Annotated in this window: 15 protein-coding genes; 7 read left to right on the top strand and 8 right to left on the bottom strand. The window is 30.7% G+C overall.

Translation table 11 applies throughout. The features are described from left to right. The first annotated feature begins 142 nt into the window (after nucleotides 1–142). The 7 genes from NRK67_02170 to NRK67_02140 all read left to right on the top strand — a co-directional run bounded on the left by NRK67_02170 (nucleotide 143) and on the right by NRK67_02140 (nucleotide 8,612). Nucleotides 143–337 (top strand): hypothetical protein, encoded by a 195-nt coding sequence (locus NRK67_02170; GenBank protein UUV17663.1) that lies wholly within the window; start codon nucleotides 143–145, stop codon nucleotides 335–337. Between the two features lie 262 nt (nucleotides 338–599). Next, nucleotides 600–1,304: a 2-phosphosulfolactate phosphatase gene (locus NRK67_02165; protein UUV17662.1), complete on the top strand. Its 705-nt coding sequence runs from the start codon at nucleotides 600–602 to the stop codon at nucleotides 1,302–1,304. 73 nt (nucleotides 1,305–1,377) lie between these two features. Beyond that, complete coding sequence (locus tag NRK67_02160) at nucleotides 1,378–2,280, top strand: hypothetical protein (GenBank protein ID UUV17661.1); 903 nt, start codon at nucleotides 1,378–1,380, stop codon at nucleotides 2,278–2,280. A gap of 105 nt (nucleotides 2,281–2,385) precedes the next feature. Further along, nucleotides 2,386–3,270 carry a hypothetical protein gene (locus tag NRK67_02155; protein ID UUV17660.1) on the top strand — a complete coding sequence of 295 codons (885 nt, stop codon included), beginning with the start codon at nucleotides 2,386–2,388 and terminating at the stop codon, nucleotides 3,268–3,270. 34 nt (nucleotides 3,271–3,304) lie between these two features. Then, complete coding sequence (locus NRK67_02150; protein UUV17659.1) at nucleotides 3,305–6,196, top strand: hypothetical protein; 2,892 nt, start codon at nucleotides 3,305–3,307, stop codon at nucleotides 6,194–6,196. Nucleotides 6,197–6,207: 11 nt separating this feature from the next. Then, a complete protein-coding gene (locus NRK67_02145) occupies nucleotides 6,208–7,962 on the top strand; it encodes a hypothetical protein (GenBank protein ID UUV17658.1) in 1,755 nt (584 codons plus the stop codon). A gap of 50 nt (nucleotides 7,963–8,012) precedes the next feature. Beyond that, the gene (locus NRK67_02140; protein UUV17657.1) at nucleotides 8,013–8,612 is read left to right on the top strand and encodes a hypothetical protein; all 600 of its coding nucleotides are present in this window, start codon (nucleotides 8,013–8,015) and stop codon (nucleotides 8,610–8,612) included. 577 nt (nucleotides 8,613–9,189) lie between these two features. On the opposite strand, the gene NRK67_02135 is transcribed toward NRK67_02140, so the two are convergent. From NRK67_02135 to NRK67_02100, 8 genes are all read right to left on the bottom strand, one after another. Beyond that, the gene (locus NRK67_02135; GenBank protein UUV17656.1) at nucleotides 9,190–9,852 is read right to left on the bottom strand and encodes a phosphatase PAP2 family protein; all 663 of its coding nucleotides are present in this window, start codon (nucleotides 9,850–9,852) and stop codon (nucleotides 9,190–9,192) included. A 58-nt stretch (nucleotides 9,853–9,910) separates the two neighbouring features. Next, nucleotides 9,911–10,072, bottom strand: coding sequence for a hypothetical protein (locus NRK67_02130; GenBank protein ID UUV17655.1), 162 nt, complete (start codon nucleotides 10,070–10,072; stop codon nucleotides 9,911–9,913). Nucleotides 10,073–10,266: 194 nt separating this feature from the next. Beyond that, nucleotides 10,267–10,938, bottom strand: a complete 672-nt coding sequence (locus NRK67_02125; GenBank protein UUV17654.1) for a response regulator transcription factor — start codon at nucleotides 10,936–10,938, stop codon at nucleotides 10,267–10,269. A 16-nt stretch (nucleotides 10,939–10,954) separates the two neighbouring features. After that, a complete protein-coding gene (locus NRK67_02120) occupies nucleotides 10,955–12,277 on the bottom strand; it encodes a HAMP domain-containing histidine kinase (protein ID UUV17653.1) in 1,323 nt (440 codons plus the stop codon). 813 nt (nucleotides 12,278–13,090) lie between these two features. Continuing rightward, on the bottom strand, nucleotides 13,091–14,005 hold the full coding sequence (locus tag NRK67_02115) for a DMT family transporter (protein UUV17652.1): 915 nt from the start codon (nucleotides 14,003–14,005) through the stop codon (nucleotides 13,091–13,093). Nucleotides 14,006–14,293: 288 nt separating this feature from the next. Continuing rightward, on the bottom strand, nucleotides 14,294–15,598 hold the full coding sequence (locus NRK67_02110; protein UUV17651.1) for a Na+/H+ antiporter family protein: 1,305 nt from the start codon (nucleotides 15,596–15,598) through the stop codon (nucleotides 14,294–14,296). A gap of 364 nt (nucleotides 15,599–15,962) precedes the next feature. Then, on the bottom strand, nucleotides 15,963–17,651 hold the full coding sequence (locus NRK67_02105; GenBank protein ID UUV17650.1) for an ABC transporter substrate-binding protein: 1,689 nt from the start codon (nucleotides 17,649–17,651) through the stop codon (nucleotides 15,963–15,965). Between the two features lie 199 nt (nucleotides 17,652–17,850). Next, nucleotides 17,851–18,042, bottom strand: a complete 192-nt coding sequence (locus NRK67_02100; protein UUV17649.1) for a hypothetical protein — start codon at nucleotides 18,040–18,042, stop codon at nucleotides 17,851–17,853. Nucleotides 18,043–18,049: the final 7 nt, after the last annotated feature.

Raw genomic sequence — 18,049 nt, 5'->3', positions numbered from 1 at the left:
CTATTTATTTATAACTTTTCCGTTTTTTTGACTATTTCTTTAATCTTCACATTTATTTCACATTAAAAGGTTAAAGTATGTTAAAATAAATTAATAAATTAATTTTTTTTAATAATCAATAAAATAAAACGGAGGTATAGGTATGAAAAGAATAATATTAGGTATGATGTTGGTAATGGGTTCTCTATCTTTTGCTGCTAATAGTGATGTATCAGTAAAAACAAGTAAGATTTCTGATAGTTTAAAAAATGAAAAATCCCAGGATCAAAATTCGGAAAAATCAGTAAAAATCAGTAATATCTTTGATAATTATAAGCCATTAAACACAAACAACTAATAATTATTATTTGTATGGTTTAAGAAAATAAAAAAATTTCATACTCTCCCTACTATAAAACTTAAGACTTTTTATTTTTTTACAAAATTAAAAACAAGAGTGAATTTCTAATAAAAAAATTCTCTCTTGTTTTTTTATACTCAATATTAAGTCATATTATACCGATATATTTAACTAATATATATACCTTCAAGGTCTATAAAAAGGATTAAATATGGTATATACTTTAGGTTGAATAATTTTAATGTTAAAGGAGTTAACTATGAATATAGACGTAATATTTTCTGCCAATGAAGTAACAAAAGATAGAGTCGAAGGAAAAATAGTTGTGGTGATTGACGTTTTAAGAGCTACCAGTGTTATGCTTACAGCCATGAAAAATGGAGCCAGGGAAATAAGACCGTTTAAGGAGATCGATAAATTAATCTCCTATACCAAAGATCTCAAAGGGGTCTTGAGATGTGGAGAGAGAAAGGGAACTAAGATAGATGGTTTTGATCTGGGGAATTCTCCTTTGGAATATAAATCAGAAATAGTTTGTGGAAAAGTTATCTGTATGACCACTTCAAATGGTACAAATGCACTGGTTAACAGCAGTTATGGAAAGAAAATATTGATAGGGAGTTATTTAAACCTCGATCTACTCTGTAAAAAAATAGATGAAATAGGTGAAGATTTAGTAATAGTTTGTGCTGGAACCAACGGTGAATTTTCTTTGGACGATTCCCTATGTGCAGGGGAAACAATTAAAAGATTAAAGTATAAAACCCTCAGCGATAGTGCCAGAGCAATGTATATGATAGCTTCTACTCCTGGGACTCTAAAAGAAAAATTAAAAGAAACTAAACACTATAATTTTTTAAAAAAATTAGGAGAGATAAAAGATTTAGAGATATGTTTTTCCATAGACAGTCAGAACATTCTCTTGGAATACAGAGACGGTACCATAAAGAAGTATGAGGAATAATTAAATAAAATTTCAAATATTAATAAAAAAATTAAGACATAAATACTTAGATAAATATAGGGGTGGAGGAGTTATGAAAAAAATATTGGAAGAAAACAGAGTAGTTGTAGATATAAAAAACGAAGAGGAGTTATTAAAAACGGCAGATCTCATAATAGATATGTTAAAGGATAAAGAAAGTGTAAAAAAAATAAGTGAGTATAATGAGGAAGTAGAAGGTTTCATCCTTCAATTTGGTCATGAAGTCCAGGATGAATTTGTAGAATGGGCTCTGGAAGACATAGAGAAAGAATTAGATTTTGAATTTTATGAAGAGGATATAAATGAGAGCTATCTGACATATTTATTCGCTCTGGGAGAGATAGATGGCGGGAAGGAAAAGATCTTGGAGATACTAGATATAATTATATCAGATGAAGAGCTGTCTGATATGTATGAAAATGAGTTTATCTATATACATGAAACTCCATTTTATGTATTATCTAACCTCTACCCAGAGTATTCATATTATCTTGGTACTATAGTGAATGAGATGCCACTCGCAGTGAAGGACCACTGGTATTTAGAACTAGGTAGGGAAACTATTCAAAAAATGGATAAAGATATGAATTCATTGAAATTGTTTTCCCACCTTTTTGCCAGTCATTGCATAGTTGAACTATTTGAAGAGGAATACGAAGAACTTGGAGAAGAGTTAGCAGGAGCAATAATAGAGGATGAAACTAACTATAAATTATTTATGGAAAATTTTAGTGCCAGAATATTTGATAACCACCTAAAGAGTGATGAGTCTGATCTTAAGACCTATGTGGAAACCTTTATAGGGGAGAGAAATGAACATGTAAAACAGCTTATAGAAGATGAATTAGAGATAGATAATACAAAAGAATTAATGGATCGGATAGAGATCCCTGAAATCTTAGAAAAAATCCAGTGGGTAAAAGCTGCAAGAAAAAATATGGAAAGAAATAATTAAAATAAAAGAGATCTAATTAAAAGGTCCATATAAAATAACAAAATAACATTAAAAATTATGAAAGATCATATTTATTTTAACTGTATCGATCTACTAGGAGGCAGTATGTATAAGATAGTTCTAGACATGGAGAAAAATGAAATTGACAGGTATAGGAAAGCTGCTATAGAGTTAATAACTCTCATAAGAACCTTTAGAAAAAAAAGTTTTAAAGAATTTAAAATAAAAATAGAGACAAGCACAGGAAAATTACTGGATATTTCTCACCTGGAAAACAGAGATCTATATAACGATTATTCCAAACATTGGAAGGTTCACGGTTTAGAATTTATATTTGTACTGAAATTAATAGAGCTGAATATGGAAGACCGGGCCAGTGATGTAGGGTGGGAGATAGTAAAAATAGCTCAAAGTGTTCAATCTCCTAATTATCTATTTGTGGAAACCGGTTATACCTTTGGACTGGATATCTTATATGCTGTTGCCGGAACCTATCCAAATTGGACGAAATTATTTAAGGGTTTCCTCCAAGAAAGCTGGGACTCCAGCCTGATTCCCCCATACTCAGATATGATGAAGGATATCATTGAAAAACACCAGGAGAAAAAACCAAGAGCATGGGTTAAATCCTACGGAATCTTTGGGTTTGCCAGTGATTTCATAGCAGGTGTAAATATCAGTCTGACTCCTCCTAAACTTAATAGGAAAGCTGAGATAGGCAGCTATATAGGTTGTGTCTATACCCTGGCTGACAACTTATTTAAAGACAACTCTCAAACCCTCAATATATTTGTAGGTGTAGAGGTGAAAGATTTTGAGGGAAGGGTGGTCCATACAGATAGGTGGCCGGATATAGCTTTCAAAGGAAGAAACAATAGTTCTTGTTTTGTGGCAGAGGAAGGGGAATTATTTGAAGGGCATTGGAAGTTTACAGTTACACACAACGGGAAGGAACTATATGAACAGACTATCCCTGTTATGGTAATGTAAAAATTAATGATAATTAAATATAATAGGAGACCTTATGATAGAAATTCAAGTAGATATAGATGATATAGCCAGTATTAAAGATGCACTGATAGAATATGCAAGAACAATAAAAAATAGAGAAGCTATAAACAGTGGTGAATACGGAGGTGTTCTAAACCTATCTTTTATAGGAATAGATGGCAGCAAATTAGGAGTAGAAACGATAAGCTCTGAAAAGATTCTCAAGGCCTTTGAGGGATATTGGATGTATTCCTATGGGGGAACTACCAATGAGGAGATATTTTTTGCTATAGCTATGGAGTATGATGAGTTAAAAGAACCTATCCTAGGAGTCTTCAATGAGATAATTGATTACGCTAGGGAAGTCAATGACACAAGTGACCTGTGGAGTGATGATGATAATAACCTTCTTGGATTGGGAAGTATCTATGGGTTTGCCAGATTATACCCAGAGTATACCTATTTACTCGGTCTTTATCTAATTCCCTATTGGGACGATGAACATGCGCCATTTGCAATCCACGCAATACAAGATTTAACTATGAACATGGATATATCCAGAGATACCCTAAAACTCTTTTGTTATTCAGACAACTATGAAATAAGAAATCAAATTTTTAATAATATGACCATTTGGTTTAGGAAAAATAAAGATGAATATGAATGGTTTAAAGAAACCTTAAAGGAACGATTTAGGGAATATCCATTTTTACCACAACATAGTGATGCCGAGGTGGAGCACCCAGTGGATGAATTTTATCTGTGTTTAATCAGTGATAGATTTGATTATGAAACCTATGAAGATGGCGAAACTACTAATTTTTCTGATTTTTTTGTCTATGACAACGGGGATATAGAAGCTGGTGCCTTAGAGGCAGAGATCTTAGAGATTACAGACAAACCACTAATTTATGTAACAAAGAGGAAAGAGATAACAAAAAAAAACAGTATCAATCCAATAATAGCCTGGGAAAACTTTATAATAAATGAGTTTAAATTTGGTGTGGAGATTTGGAACTATATTATCTCTGACGGAGACAGAGATATCCTAAGGTCAATAAATAATCTATATAGTGAGGATCTATACGAGCTTATCCATAATTCTGACTATCCTGTAAAAAAATATATCCCCAGCTGGTGCCAAAATACAAAAGATTTATGGGAAAATTTGGATCATTTCACAAAAATAATATTCACTAAATTTATGTATACCTATACCCAGGTATATGGCGATATCATCCTCAGGCTCACTGATTTTTTATTTGAATTATTCGACAGAAGACCCTTTGAGGAGAGTTTTATCGACGAATTAATCAATGAATATGAAGTTGCAGATAACGAAACCTTGGAAGAAAGATACCCTGTTCCTATAGAACTATTGTTAAAAAAGAATATAAAAAATTATATAAAAAGATCCAAAACACCCTTTAGAAATGAAATTTTAGCAGTAACTAATCTAATAGAAAAGACCAGAGAAAATAATGAGCAGTTAGTTATTACAGCCTTTGAAGAAATTTTAGAAGGGAGAGTAATCGATAAAATAAAGGTAGAAAATTTATTTGAAGATACAGAAAATAGTTCAAAGATTATATTAAAGCCTAAGAAGGCTGCTAAATCACTAATTTTATTAGCCGAGATCCTTAGAACAGATCTTAGAAAAAATAGAGATAATCCATTGACTAAATTTAGTAAGGGTCTTCTAGAAGATAATTTAATAAAAATATTTTTAGAAGGTTTAGAAGAAAACTTAAATTATAACTATGATAAAGAGGTCTGGTCTGAGATCCAGGAAGGAATAGAAAACGGGGGGAAAAATCCATGGGACAAATATGAAAAAATATTGAAAAAAGATGAAGACAATAACTTTGCCGGATCAAATTTTGATATCTATGAAAGCTGGGAAGCAGGGCAGAAGATACTCCAATCTATATATATTTTAACTGAAGAAGGGGTAGAGTTAAAGGCGCAGTACAGACTCATCCTCAACTTCTTTATGGATGGAAACCCTGTAAAAGGTATTAACGCCATAAGTAAATTATATAGAGATAGATATAAAAGCGATGAGATTTTTGGTGGGATGGATTCCTTTGTAGACAAACTTAAAAAGGTCGGAATAGGTAAAACCCACATACTGGCCTGGCAAGGTTATTTTTACAATGAAGAATACAGTAAGCAGAGTCAACAAGATTTTATAGATAGATTAGTCAGAGAGAATAGGGAACTACTAGAAGAGGTTCTTTCCTACCTATATGAAGAGATCCGATTTGCATACTATAAACTCCTCAAAGAAATCCACCCTCAATTAGATTTTATTACAAAAATTTTATTTGATACTCTCAAAGAATTTACACTCCTAAATATTGTGATTGTTTCTGAAAAAGAGTGTAATAATCAATCGATAGAACTAAAAAAATCTCAAATATCCAAAGATCTAGAGAGATACTTTCAAGGAAGATCTGATTTTGAAGGGGTAAAACCTCATATAGATTTTATGAAGGAGGATTATTTTTTTGAAACAAGAGGTAACTATACCATTGCAGATGCATTTTTAGATATGGATAGTGAATTAAGAAAAAGATTTTTAAATTTTTATCTTAGAACCAAGGCCGATATTTATAAGGTGATCTTTTCAAGAAGATATGATGATACTCTCTTAAAGGAAGTTATAGACCAGATAGCAGACCTTGACCTTCCATTGAAGCCTATACTAAACGAATTTATCGAAGATGAAAATCCTGAATCTATAAGGTTATTGATCCAAAAACTCGATATAGTCGGGATAATAAAATCCTATCCAGATAAAAAAAGATTGGAAGCCGTCAATGTTTTAAAGAATAACAGATATTTCAGAGGATATATAAAACAATTTGAAGATGACAAATCCAGGAGGATCAGGGATTTAGTTGCAGATTATTTTAGATATTAGGAGGAAGAATAGTGAAAAAATTACTGATAATAATGATCTTGTGGTCATTTAGCATATTCGGGGAAGTTCATCCCAATATTTCTTTGAAGTATCTTCAGGAAGATAAAGAAGATTCCTTTCTTGGAGATATGATAGAAATTGATGAGAGTGAACTTCGATTTGAAAAAAAAGATGGCAGATATATGGTTTTCATCTATGACAATAATGGCAGAAAAAATCACATAGATTCCTTTGAGGAAGAGAGGGAGATTTTAAGTGTATTTTTCCATGAAATCAGCGGAGATAGTCTCAAAGAAATATTTATGATTACCAAATACAGAGATAAATATGAGATCTTCTCATATGGTGTTAACTACGATCGTTTCTCCTATTTTTTTGGAAGTTTAAACAGGTTGAATAAAGTTTTAAATAACCACTTTAAAAACGCTAAAAATTTAAATGCTTCTATGGTAAAAAAAGAACTAAAAGGGATAATTCCGCTAGATTATGGCAGCCTGGAATTTTGGTCTATAGATAAAGACAGTTTCTATAGGGAGCTTGATTTTTTAAAGGGTGAATTTTTAGGTTATTATGATCACAAAGGAAATAAGGTAAAATCTTCTGATAAAGCAGATTATTATCTCAGAAGATATAGAAATAATATCTATGGAAAGTTTGAAAAAGTCGAATCTTTTTCATTGTCATCGGTATTTGAAGGCCGAGAGATAGATCAGCCTCCATATTATGTGAAACAGGGGAAATATAGATCCTCATATGGTAACGGCTATGAGGAAGGCTCCTATACCAACGATATAAAACATGGAAACTGGGAGACCAGCGGAAGGATGTATCATACCTATGGAAGGTATGATATGGGAGAGAAAATCGGAGAATGGTGGCTCAATGGCTATAAGGGAAAATTCGTCAATGACTTGAAAGAAGGATTATGGATCAGGGAAGATGGTACAGTGAAAGAGCTATATGTACAAGGGAAATTGAAGGAAAGTCGGACCTACAATCAGGAGAGTAAGGAATTGACAGAAGAAACTGTTTATAATGGAGATGGAAGCCATCTAACCCAGGAGTATTCAGGTCCCACAGTCATAAAAAAAAGTACCAGAAGCAGCGGAGGAAAATATAGAATAGAGGAATATAATCGGGATGGAAAAATGATTTATCTAACAAAAAATGATGGTGCAAGGATAAAGATCGACTCGTATAAACACAGTCAGCCTAAAAGCCTCTATGAATCTACTGAGTGGGATGAGTTGGAGTATCTGGGGGAATTAAAGGGTTATGGACAGATAGCTTTTTCCCATGCTTATCTGCTAAAAAATAGTAAAAACGTCAATGCCTATAGAGCAAGAATCTATAAAAAAAGCCTGGGAGATAAAGATATTTTCTTCATGGCAGTAAAAAAAGATAGAAGCAGATATTATTGGATCCGTGAAATTTTTGAAGGTTATATGACAGAGGGAAAATTCCCCTCTAATATTGTAAGGGAAGGGAAAAATGAATTGTTTACCTTGGGAGAAAATATTATAGAAACCGGTAATTATAAAAACAATAAATTAAGTGGAGCAATGCTGAACTACAGCTCGGGCAAGGTCTATCAGGAGATAAATTTTGACCAGGGAAAATGGCATGGAACATATAAAGAATATGATCAGGATGGAAATTTGATAGCACACTCTAAATATGAGATGGGTAAAAAGGTAGAAGAACTTAAAGACATCGATATAGACGCTGCCGTCAATGAATTTTTTAGAAATTTGATTTATGAATAAAGACAGGTGTCGATAAAATAAATAAAATTAAAGGATAGGGGAATCAAATAATGAAGAATTTTATGTTAATAATCATAATATTTTTAGGGTTTAATAATATTATTTTAGCAGACAGCCCTATAACTTCCACTAATTTTAGTGAAGCTTATGAAGATATTTTTATAGTTCAAAGGGCATCAAAAGCTACATATTTGACAGGAGAATTAATCGAGTATTTAGATAACCATAATAATCCTATCGATGTAAAAGTTGCACTAATCAATGAATTGGGATGGGATAATAAAAATCAAAATAATTATAGTTTATTTTTAAAATATCTTATGGTGAAATATTCTTATAAAGATTTTAGTGAACTTGTTTCTAAAGCTTCGGGAGATACACTTATCTCACTGGCTTATTTAAAGTCTATGGATGATTATTTTAATGTTAAAGATTCTGTTTTATTAGCAGAAATTGCAGTAAAGAAAAAAGGGTATAGTTATACTATAAATATTATTTATGGATTAATAATGGGTCAAATTTTCACGGATGAAGACTGGAGTAAGGTTAATCTCATAACAAGTTCTGTAGATAAAAACAGGCACTTAAAGAGAGATATGAGAGAGGATGCCATTAAAATCATTTTTAAATATATGGATATATATAATTAAAAAGATCTATAATATGATCAATTATAGGATACAGAAGAACTATATTTATTAATAAAGGAGGTTACAAATAGGAAAAATAATTATTATTTTATTTATAACAGCATTAATAGGAGTTTATCTCTGCTTATCAGCTTATAAAAATGATGACAAATTTTTTAATTTACCCCATCAGAGAAGAGCGGTTAATATTTTTGGAGGAAAAGTTGCCAGATTATTTTACTTCGAGTTTGGACTTGCCGTAATTATTTTTACTTCAATTTTAATTATTAAGATAGCGTAGCAATTTTTATATTTACATCTAAATCTTGATTCTTAAAACTAAAAAGGCTTTTAGAAGAAATCTTCTAAAAGCCTTTTTAGTTTTATTATTCCATCTCATATATAATTAAACTCCCACCGATAAAGTGTCTTATTAGATTAAAAAATTTATGGAGATATGAAGGGAGGGGAGTTAGTTCCAATTCATAAAATTTATATTCTTGATTTTCATCTATTTCTAGATCAATATTTAAAATGCCCAATTCTTTCTCTATATGATTAACAATACTTTTGCCGGAAATATTTTCACGTAAGGTGACTATTTCTCTAATAAAAAAACCGCCTCTGCAACAGAGACAATTCCGTGTCCCGAAGGAAGGCTGGCACTGGAACTATGAAATGGATTCACACTTCCATTCCCGTTAAACCATGAAGCCCAGTTAAAAAATTGATATGGGAGCATGTTGACATCCGGCCTCAACCTTGAAATTATATACTTTAATAAATTCACTAAAATTCCAGAAGCTATGACACTGACCACTGCATTTTTAGAAACCTTCATCAATTTTTTATTTTTCAATAGACCTCCTATCAAAAGGATTACTATCACTGAAGCTCCTGCCACATCCCCGTCACCCTGATCGGCTAAAAATCTTTCATATTTGGAATATTTTTCCTTGTTTATATTTTCTACTTCTATTTTCTTTTTTAACTCAGCTATCTCCTCTAGATTCGCAGTTCTGGCTCCATTTTTTATTCCCTCTAGAGTTTTAGCATAATATTTATTGGAAAACTTTTTGGCTACAGGAAGATCTAAATAAACTATACTAAGTACAGTTAGGATTATTCCTATTACCGCTGTCTTTTTATACTTTATAAGATTTTTATAAAGTGCCCCTATAAAACCTTTCAGATAACCTTCCCTTAAAATTTCCAAGGCTATTAGGATTATTATTATTACCATCAATGTTTCTTTATTCATAAACTGCTCCCTTTTATAGACATCTATTAATTAGATAGATTTATTTTTACCCTCATATTTAATAATACACCCTATGTTTTCTATACCTCATCATAATTTTTAAAAGTACATCTACAAACCCTTCTACAGATCCTTTTAGATATCCCTTTAAGTATCCCTCTCCTAAAATTTTTATTCCCATAAAAAAAACTATTATTCCTATAAAAATTTTCTTACTCATAGACCTCACCCTCACATTTTTTAATTTTTTCTATACGATATAGGTGCCTCTCCTAAAATTTCTAGTATATTTTTCCTTATTCCAACCTCTTAAAAAGCCAAGTTTCTATTAGGCTCTTTTAGAATATACCTTATAATAACCCGCATTAATGAAAGTTTGATGAAAGTTTCATATTTTTATTTTCCTCTTATCTACTAATTTTTACTTTCTTTAAAGATATATCCAACACCCCTTATAGATAATATCAATGGCCTTTCTAGTTTTAATTTTTTTCTCATATTCTTTATACATGCATCCACAATACTCAGATTTCCTTCAAAGTCATATCCCCAGACAGATTCTACAATTTTTTCCCTGGACAGGACCATCTCTTTATTCAGAAAGAAGTATTCTATTAAGTTATATTCCTTCTTACTCAAAGATACCGATTTCCCTCTGACAGTTATTTCCTTTGAATCTCTTTTTAATCCGATCTCCCCATATGTTTCAAACCCGTCTGTAAGGTAGTGACTTTTATTTCTCAGGATTACCCTTATCCTAGCAAAAAGTTCTTCAATTTCAAAGGGTTTAGTGATATAGTCATCAGCTCCTATATCGAGTAGCTGTATCTTTGAGATCAGACTATTTTTTGCTGTGAGTACAATTATGGGGATATCAGACTCCTCCCTTATTTTTTTGCAGAGATCTTCCCCTGATATGTTGGGAATCATAAGATCCAAAAGCATTACATTAAAAAAGTTCTTTTGTATCTTTTCTAAAGCACTTTTACCGTCAAAGGCTAGTTCTACCCTGTATCCCTCCCTTAAAAATTCTATCTCTAAAAACTTACTTATTCTTTTATCATCTTCTACTATTAATATTTTCAATTTATCCTCCCTCATATCAATTGTTAAAATAGAGTTTTGAAATAACTCCTGATTCCTCTCTGTTTTTTATCTCCACCTGGAAACCAAGCTTTTCTGAGATCACCTTTACTATAGATAATCCCAGCCCATGACCTGCAATCTCGTTATTTCTGGATTTATCTTCCCTGTAAAACCTGTCAAAGATCCTGTTTAAATTTTCTTCCTCAATATGACTTCCAGAATTTGAAATAGACAAAAAACTGTCACTGATCGTAATCTCCACTTTTTTATTATCCCCATATTTTATGGCATTTTCTATCAAATTAAGGAGTAATAACTTCATTAAAACTTTATCTGTGGATATATCTCTGTCTCCCTCTATCACCAGTTCACTTCCAGGGTATTTTATCAATAATTTCATGTAGATATCCCTTACTAATTTTTTAAAATTCAAAGTTTCCAGAGTGAGTTCTATATCATTTTGAACCAAAAATAAAAGTTTTTCAATGAGTTGTGTACTTTCATTGATGGTATCAGAAATGACTCCTACATACTCCTTTATAATATCTTTATCTCCATCATCTATGGCCCACCGTTCTAGCATCCCTGTATAACCCTTCATCACTGTAAGGGGAGTTTTCATCTCATGAGATGCACTATGAATAAAATCCATCTGCTGGTTTTTTTGATCATTTAGTCTTATGAGCATATTGTTGGTGGCATTGATTATATTTTTATTCTCCTCATAATAATTCTCCTTACTTTCTATCAGTTTAAAACTTTCTCCGTATATATCCAGGTTATTAAATTCTTCTTCTATATTTTTAATCTGAGAAATCATATGTTTATAAAAATATTTATACAGAAATAAAACTGTCAGATTCAATAAGATAAAAACCACTGTAAATATTAAAAATATATCCACAACAAATTTAATGTTGTCCTCTAAATTTTTAACCACAGTCACCTGAACTGAGTTGTTCTCATCATCATAGATAACATCGTTATAGATATAATATTTATAAAGTCCATAAATGGTCACCTTATCCCTTGCAGGGAGATCCTCAAAGACTGTATCTCCTTTTTTTAAATTAAAATTCTTATTTTTTATAATGATAGAAAGGTTTTTAAACCCTGGAACCTCCCCCAATGCATCTTCAACCTTTCCCCTCAAATCCAGTTCCTCTGGATCAGATATCTCTTTTTTTAAAAAATCAACTATAATCTGAACTTCTTTTTTTCCATTTTTTTTGCTGTGATTCCAGCTGAACATGGTTATTTGAATAAATACAGCTAAGATCACAGCTACAATTATGAAATATGACTTCTTTAAATCTTTGCTTATATATTTTTTTTTCATATATTTATCTCCCTTTATATCAAACTTTTTAATAACTTAATTAATCCTTTCAAATTTTTTTTCATTATCCCTTTAAAGTTTAACTTAAATGAACTCTGATTATTTAGTAGTTCCCTTAATAACATATGTAGGGGGAAAGTTTAAATAAATCTTTTTGATTTTAGAGATATTTAAAATAAATTTTTCAACTTTGATGTATATTGAAATAAAATTAACTCTCCTTTATAAAAATCCTTGTTCCTCCTCCTAATTTAACTATAACATCAATTTCTTTAAAATTTATTTCTTTTACTATTTCTCTTGATAAAAAATTTTAACATCTATGACCACTTTTATAAAAATAATAAAATCATCTTTAAATATAATCTTATAAATATCTTCTTGCATCTATTATTAAGGATTATAGCTAACTAAAGATATAATACTACTGTTAAATGAAAGTTTAATGAAAAAACTATTATTGCAATATAAAAAATCAATCATTCTAAATTTCAAAGAAAAAAAGAAATATTTCCGTTTTATAAGTAATTTGATCATAGGACTTAAAAATCAAAGACACTTAAATTAATTTGTTAACAATAAGGTTCTGGTGAATCTTATTTTTGCATGATTGTTGCACCAGAACCATTTTTTAATTATAGAAGAAACTAAAAATAAATATATAGGAGAGACATCTCCTAAAAGGGAGATAAATAAAATGGAATTTAAAGAAGAAAACTTAGGAAATGGGATCATTAAATAATAGAATAGGAATATAAATATCAAGTGCAGAGGATAATAATTTATTATCCCCTTTTACTTAATTAATAAAATTTATGTGGTTTTATTTTTAACAGTATAAATAACACCTGCTATAACTATAATCCCAGCCACAATTTTTTCCAAAGAAATATTTTCTCCTAAAATTAAATAAGATAATATTATAGAGTATAACGGGATTAAATTCATGTAAAGAGAAGTATTTATAGCCCCTATTTTTTTTATCGAAACTTGTTGTAATAAATATGCAAATACAGAAGCAAACACAGCCATATACACCAGGCTATACCATCCTTTTATTGTAACACTTCCTAGATATGAAGCTGGATTATCATAAATCAATCCAGGAATCAACAAAAATGTTGCAAACAATGAAATATATGCTGTAAGTTTTAAAGGTTCCATAGTTTTTAAAGATTTTTTTAAAATTATAAAATTGATAGACATAAAAAATACCGCACCCAGCATAAATAAATCTCCTACATTAAAATTTAAAGATTTAATTACCTCTATGGATCCATTAGTTATTATAAAAAAAACTCCAACTATAGAAATAATTATCCCTAAAAAACTTTTGAAGGAAATTTTTTCTTTTAAAAAAAATAAAGCCATTATTGTAGTCATAACAGGTGTTATAGTCAATATTAAAGAAGTATTTATAGCCGTAGTGTATTTTAGAGCTTTAAAAAACAGCAGTTGGTAACCAGTCATTCCAAAAATAGCTAACAATAGAATACGAAAGATTTCTTTTTTAGGTAGTTTTAATTCAACTTTTCTATAAATCAAAATTAAAAATAATAAGATTGTAGCGATAAAGAACCTATAAAAAGTTAAAGAAAATACCGGGAACTCTTCCACAGAAAACTTTCCTGCAATAAATGCCCCTGAAAAGAATAATGCAGATAAAACCATTGAATAATTTGAAAAAACAAATCCATCTTTTTTTACTAAAGTTACTTTTCCCGACATAAACAACACTCCTTTATTAATTTGATATTATTTAATATACATTGTCTATGTGAAGTTTAAGTGAAGTAAATAAAAAATCTAAAAGAACTTTTTTTACTCTTAGAAAATTTGTTTATAAAAATACTTATCAAAAATATGGTGCTAAAAGTATTTCATTTGTAGACAAAGAACTACTAGATCGGACGAATAGTTAAGAGGACTTCAAATTTTCAGACCATAAAAAGGCACTCCTAAGAGTGCCTTTTTATAATAAAGTTTTTATTTAATTTTTCATTGAAAAATTATAGACTAAAAGATCATTGCTCCAATTACACCAAATATTACAAGGGGTATATTAAAATGTAGGAAGGTCGGGACACATGTATCCCAGATATGATCGTGCTGATTATCTGCATTTAATCCTGCCGTAGGACCCAATGTACTGTCGGAAGCAGGGGATCCCGCATCACCAAGCGCTGCTGCTGTACCTATAAGTATTGCAGTTGCAAGGGGACTAAACCCTAATTTTAAACAAAGAGGTACATAGATAACTGCAATAATAGGAATCGTACCAAAGGAAGTTCCTATCCCCATAGTTATGATCAATCCCAGGATAATCATTATAAGGGAAGCAAAAAATTTACTTTCACCGACTATTCCTGCTGTTACATCAACTAAGGCCTGAACTCCTCCAGTTTCTCTGATTACCGCTCCATAACCTGAGGCAACCAGCATTACAAATGCAATGAATCCCATCATATGTATCCCATTGTTGGTTATATCATTGAGACTCTTCCACTTTATTGCCCCGAAGGTTACCATTATTCCCAGACCTACAATTGCACCTAGAGGCAGAGAACCTATAGTTAACTGTATAACCAAAGCTGTCCCTGCTCCCAGTAAGGCAGCAAAGTGTGATCTTGTAAATTTAATATCTTCATCTTCACTAAGATTAGGTTCAGTAAATTCGACCATTTCGTATTCACGAGGTTTTCGATAACTAATAAATATTGCTACCAAAACACCGACTATCATTCCTATAGCCGGAAAAGCCATCCCCTTCCAGATTATTGATTTAGAAATTTCCATTCCATTTGCCGTCATCTGATCAGCTATAATCCCGTGAAAGATCAGTCCAAATCCCACCGGCAGTGCAATATAAGGAGTTTTCAGACCAAAGGTAAGGGCACAAGCTGCTCCCCTTCTGTCAATTTTCAATATATTCATAATTTTTAATAATGAAGGTATAAGAATTGGGATAAAAGCAATATGAACCGGTATAAGGTTCTGAGATAAGCAACTGATAGATGCAATAATAATTAAAAGCACAGCCCTTTTCCCCTTTATTGTCTTGGCAATTTTTTTAGATAATAATGTAGCCAGGCCGGTTTCATGAATCGCTGTAGCCAGAGCTCCAAGTAATATATAACTAAGTGCCGTTTCAGCATTTCCTCCCATCCCTCCTACTAAGATATTCATAACTTCATTTAAAGGGATACCTGATAGAAGCCCTCCACATAATGCAGCTATAATCAGAGATAGTATGACATTCAGGTTCAAAAGGCATAAAACACTCATCAGAATAACTGATAATAAAACTGGATTTGTTAACATAAAATTTGTTCCTCCTTTTTTCTTTGCTTTTATACAGTAATATAAAGATAATATAGATATACCATATATCTGCTACATGAAATGATATCCTATTACCTAAAAAAATACAACCTTAAAGATTATTTTTAATTTTGTTTTTACGAAAAAAATTAAAAAATAGATTAGGTAGAAACCAGCTGAAACAATTTTATTTATATGAGAAGTTCGTAGTGAAAAAGATTATATTTTGATACTAGAAATAATAAAGATAGGAAAGTATATATTTAGGAAAAAAGAGGAGTTCTAAAACTAAATATAAATAGAAAGAAAGACTTGTAAACTCCTCCCCTCTATCTAATATTATTTTTAAGATAATCTCAAGTTTTTACTTCTCAATTTTTACTTTGTTATTCTTAACAGCATCTCCAAATCCCATATCATTCATATAATCTAATCCACTTATCCTTTTATTAATTCCAACGACACCAGTCCCACTAACTAAGAATATATACGGGAGATCTTCATTTATTTCCTGCATTAATTTATCGTAGATTGGAGCTCTTTCTTCAATTGTATATTTAGTTAATCCTAATTTAGATAATCTATCTACATTTTTATTGGAGTATCCCATAAAGTTATTAGAACCTTCAGTTGTAAACATATTAGTTGGATCAGGATCTGCAATTGTAGTCCAAGATAATGACATAGTATCATATGTAGGATTATCACTGTCAATATCTTTAATTAATGCATTAAAATCTATCAATTGCATATCTACATCTACACCTATTTCATTCCAATTTTGCTTGATAAGTGCAAGCCACGTTTTACCTACCGAACTCTGACCATAACCAGTTGTTGATTTATATGAAAATGCTAATTTTTTACCATTTTTATATCTAAATCCATCTTCACCTAATTTCCATCCATCATCTTCCAATATTTTTTTAGCCTTTTCTGGATCATAATTATAAGGGTTCACATTCTTTGAATAAGCCCAATGCTGAGGTACTAGTGGTTGGTTCACAACTTTAGCATATCCCTCTAATATCTTATCAGCATAAAGCTTTCTATTTAAACCATATGCAAGGGCTTTTCTAAGGGCTTTATCTTTGAAAATATCTTTTTTCAAATTAAATCCAATATATGAATATGAGCCAGGAGGTGTATTTTGAAAATTAACCAAACCATTAACAGAAGCTAATTCTTTTTCTCTGCTCTTTCTACCTGGCAGAGTAGCAATATCCAAGCTTCCTGTTCCTAAAGCTGGGGATGTAGAATCTATTGGTGTATATCTTAATATTATTTTCTTTACATCTGAAGTTCCACTGTGATATTCTCCAAATCTTTCTAAGATAACGTATTCCCCCGGTTTATACTCTGATAATTTATAAGCTCCAGAGCCTATTGGTTTTTCATTCTTAGTTAAATATTGAGTTTTATATTCTTCTGGAGAACTATATTCATAATAATGTTTAGGCATAATTGCAGCTACAAAATTATTTAGTGATCTAGCATTTAAATTTTTCATATTAAAGATAACTGTATATTTATCCGGTGTCTCAATACCACTTATATATCTCGCTTTTCCATCTGCCACTTCTTGAAAACCTTTTATTGAAGCTGATACAAATGAAGATCTTCCGATATCTTCAGGTCTGGCAAATAAACTATAGGTAAATTTAACATCTTCAGATGTAAGCTCTACACCATCTTGAAATTTAATACCTTTTTTCAGATGAAATATATATTGTTTTTTTTCAGGTTTAAATTCATAACTTTCAACTAGATCTCCAGGTTTAAATTTAAAACTATTATTATAAGTCAGTAATGTTTCAAATATGTAACTATTTACTGTATTATCGTAAGTTGTAGATGATAATCCTGGATTGAACTTACCATCAAATTTGCCACTTACCGCTATACTAACTGTCCCTTCCCTTTCCTTAGCAGGATTTTCAACTTTTTTTTCTACAGCTGTACTAGCAGCTGCCTCTCCCTTTGTTTTTTCCTTGTCTTGTCCACAAGCAAGCAAGGTTAATCCCATAATAGTTAATAATAATATTTTCTTCATTTTCCTCCTTTGTATAATGAAATAGAGCTATATAAGCGCTATCTCTAATTTAATTAATTTAAACCTAATATTTTCTGCAATTAAAAATTGGTATCTATTATCAGTTAAATTATAGATTTCTTTCAAATTTAAAGAAACTATAAAAAATGCCTGTTAAAAAGACTATTTAGTTTTTTAACAGGCGTTTTTACTTAGTATTTTAGTAAAAAAAATAAAATAATGCAGCCATACCCACAATTCCTGCTATAAGCAGGCACAATAGGGGAACTGTTTTTTTATAAAGGTTCATTACTAAAAAAAATATCTCTTTATTTGTAATAGTTTCCCTGTTAAAATCTATATTTTTCTTTTCTTTATCGGTGAATTCACTATATTTTTTTAATTTCTTCATATCATTC

The sequence above is a fragment of the Fusobacteria bacterium ZRK30 genome, assembly GCA_024628785.1.
Classification (GTDB): domain Bacteria; phylum Fusobacteriota; class Fusobacteriia; order Fusobacteriales; family Fusobacteriaceae; genus Psychrilyobacter.
The sequence above is the reverse complement of the archived record's forward strand: the minus strand, read 5'-3'. Positions and strand labels throughout refer to the sequence as shown.

What these genes read in the sequence shown, in the direction of transcription:
- NRK67_02170 (UUV17663.1), top strand. Translation starts at nt 143, where the DNA reads ATGAAAAGAATAATATTAGGTATGATGTTGGTAATGGGTTCTCTATCT.
- NRK67_02165 (UUV17662.1), top strand. Translation starts at nt 600, where the DNA reads ATGAATATAGACGTAATATTTTCTGCCAATGAAGTAACAAAAGATAGA.
- NRK67_02160 (UUV17661.1), top strand. Translation starts at nt 1,378, where the DNA reads ATGAAAAAAATATTGGAAGAAAACAGAGTAGTTGTAGATATAAAAAAC.
- NRK67_02155 (UUV17660.1), top strand. Translation starts at nt 2,386, where the DNA reads ATGTATAAGATAGTTCTAGACATGGAGAAAAATGAAATTGACAGGTAT.
- NRK67_02150 (UUV17659.1), top strand. Translation starts at nt 3,305, where the DNA reads ATGATAGAAATTCAAGTAGATATAGATGATATAGCCAGTATTAAAGAT.
- NRK67_02140 (UUV17657.1), top strand. Translation starts at nt 8,013, where the DNA reads ATGAAGAATTTTATGTTAATAATCATAATATTTTTAGGGTTTAATAAT.
- NRK67_02135 (UUV17656.1), bottom strand. Translation starts at nt 9,852, where the DNA reads ATGAATAAAGAAACATTGATGGTAATAATAATAATCCTAATAGCCTTG.
- NRK67_02130 (UUV17655.1), bottom strand. Translation starts at nt 10,072, where the DNA reads ATGAGTAAGAAAATTTTTATAGGAATAATAGTTTTTTTTATGGGAATA.
- NRK67_02120 (UUV17653.1), bottom strand. Translation starts at nt 12,277, where the DNA reads ATGAAAAAAAAATATATAAGCAAAGATTTAAAGAAGTCATATTTCATA.
- NRK67_02115 (UUV17652.1), bottom strand. Translation starts at nt 14,005, where the DNA reads ATGTCGGGAAAAGTAACTTTAGTAAAAAAAGATGGATTTGTTTTTTCA.
- NRK67_02110 (UUV17651.1), bottom strand. Translation starts at nt 15,598, where the DNA reads ATGTTAACAAATCCAGTTTTATTATCAGTTATTCTGATGAGTGTTTTA.
- NRK67_02105 (UUV17650.1), bottom strand. Translation starts at nt 17,651, where the DNA reads ATGAAGAAAATATTATTATTAACTATTATGGGATTAACCTTGCTTGCT.
- NRK67_02100 (UUV17649.1), bottom strand. Translation starts at nt 18,042, where the DNA reads ATGAAGAAATTAAAAAAATATAGTGAATTCACCGATAAAGAAAAGAAA.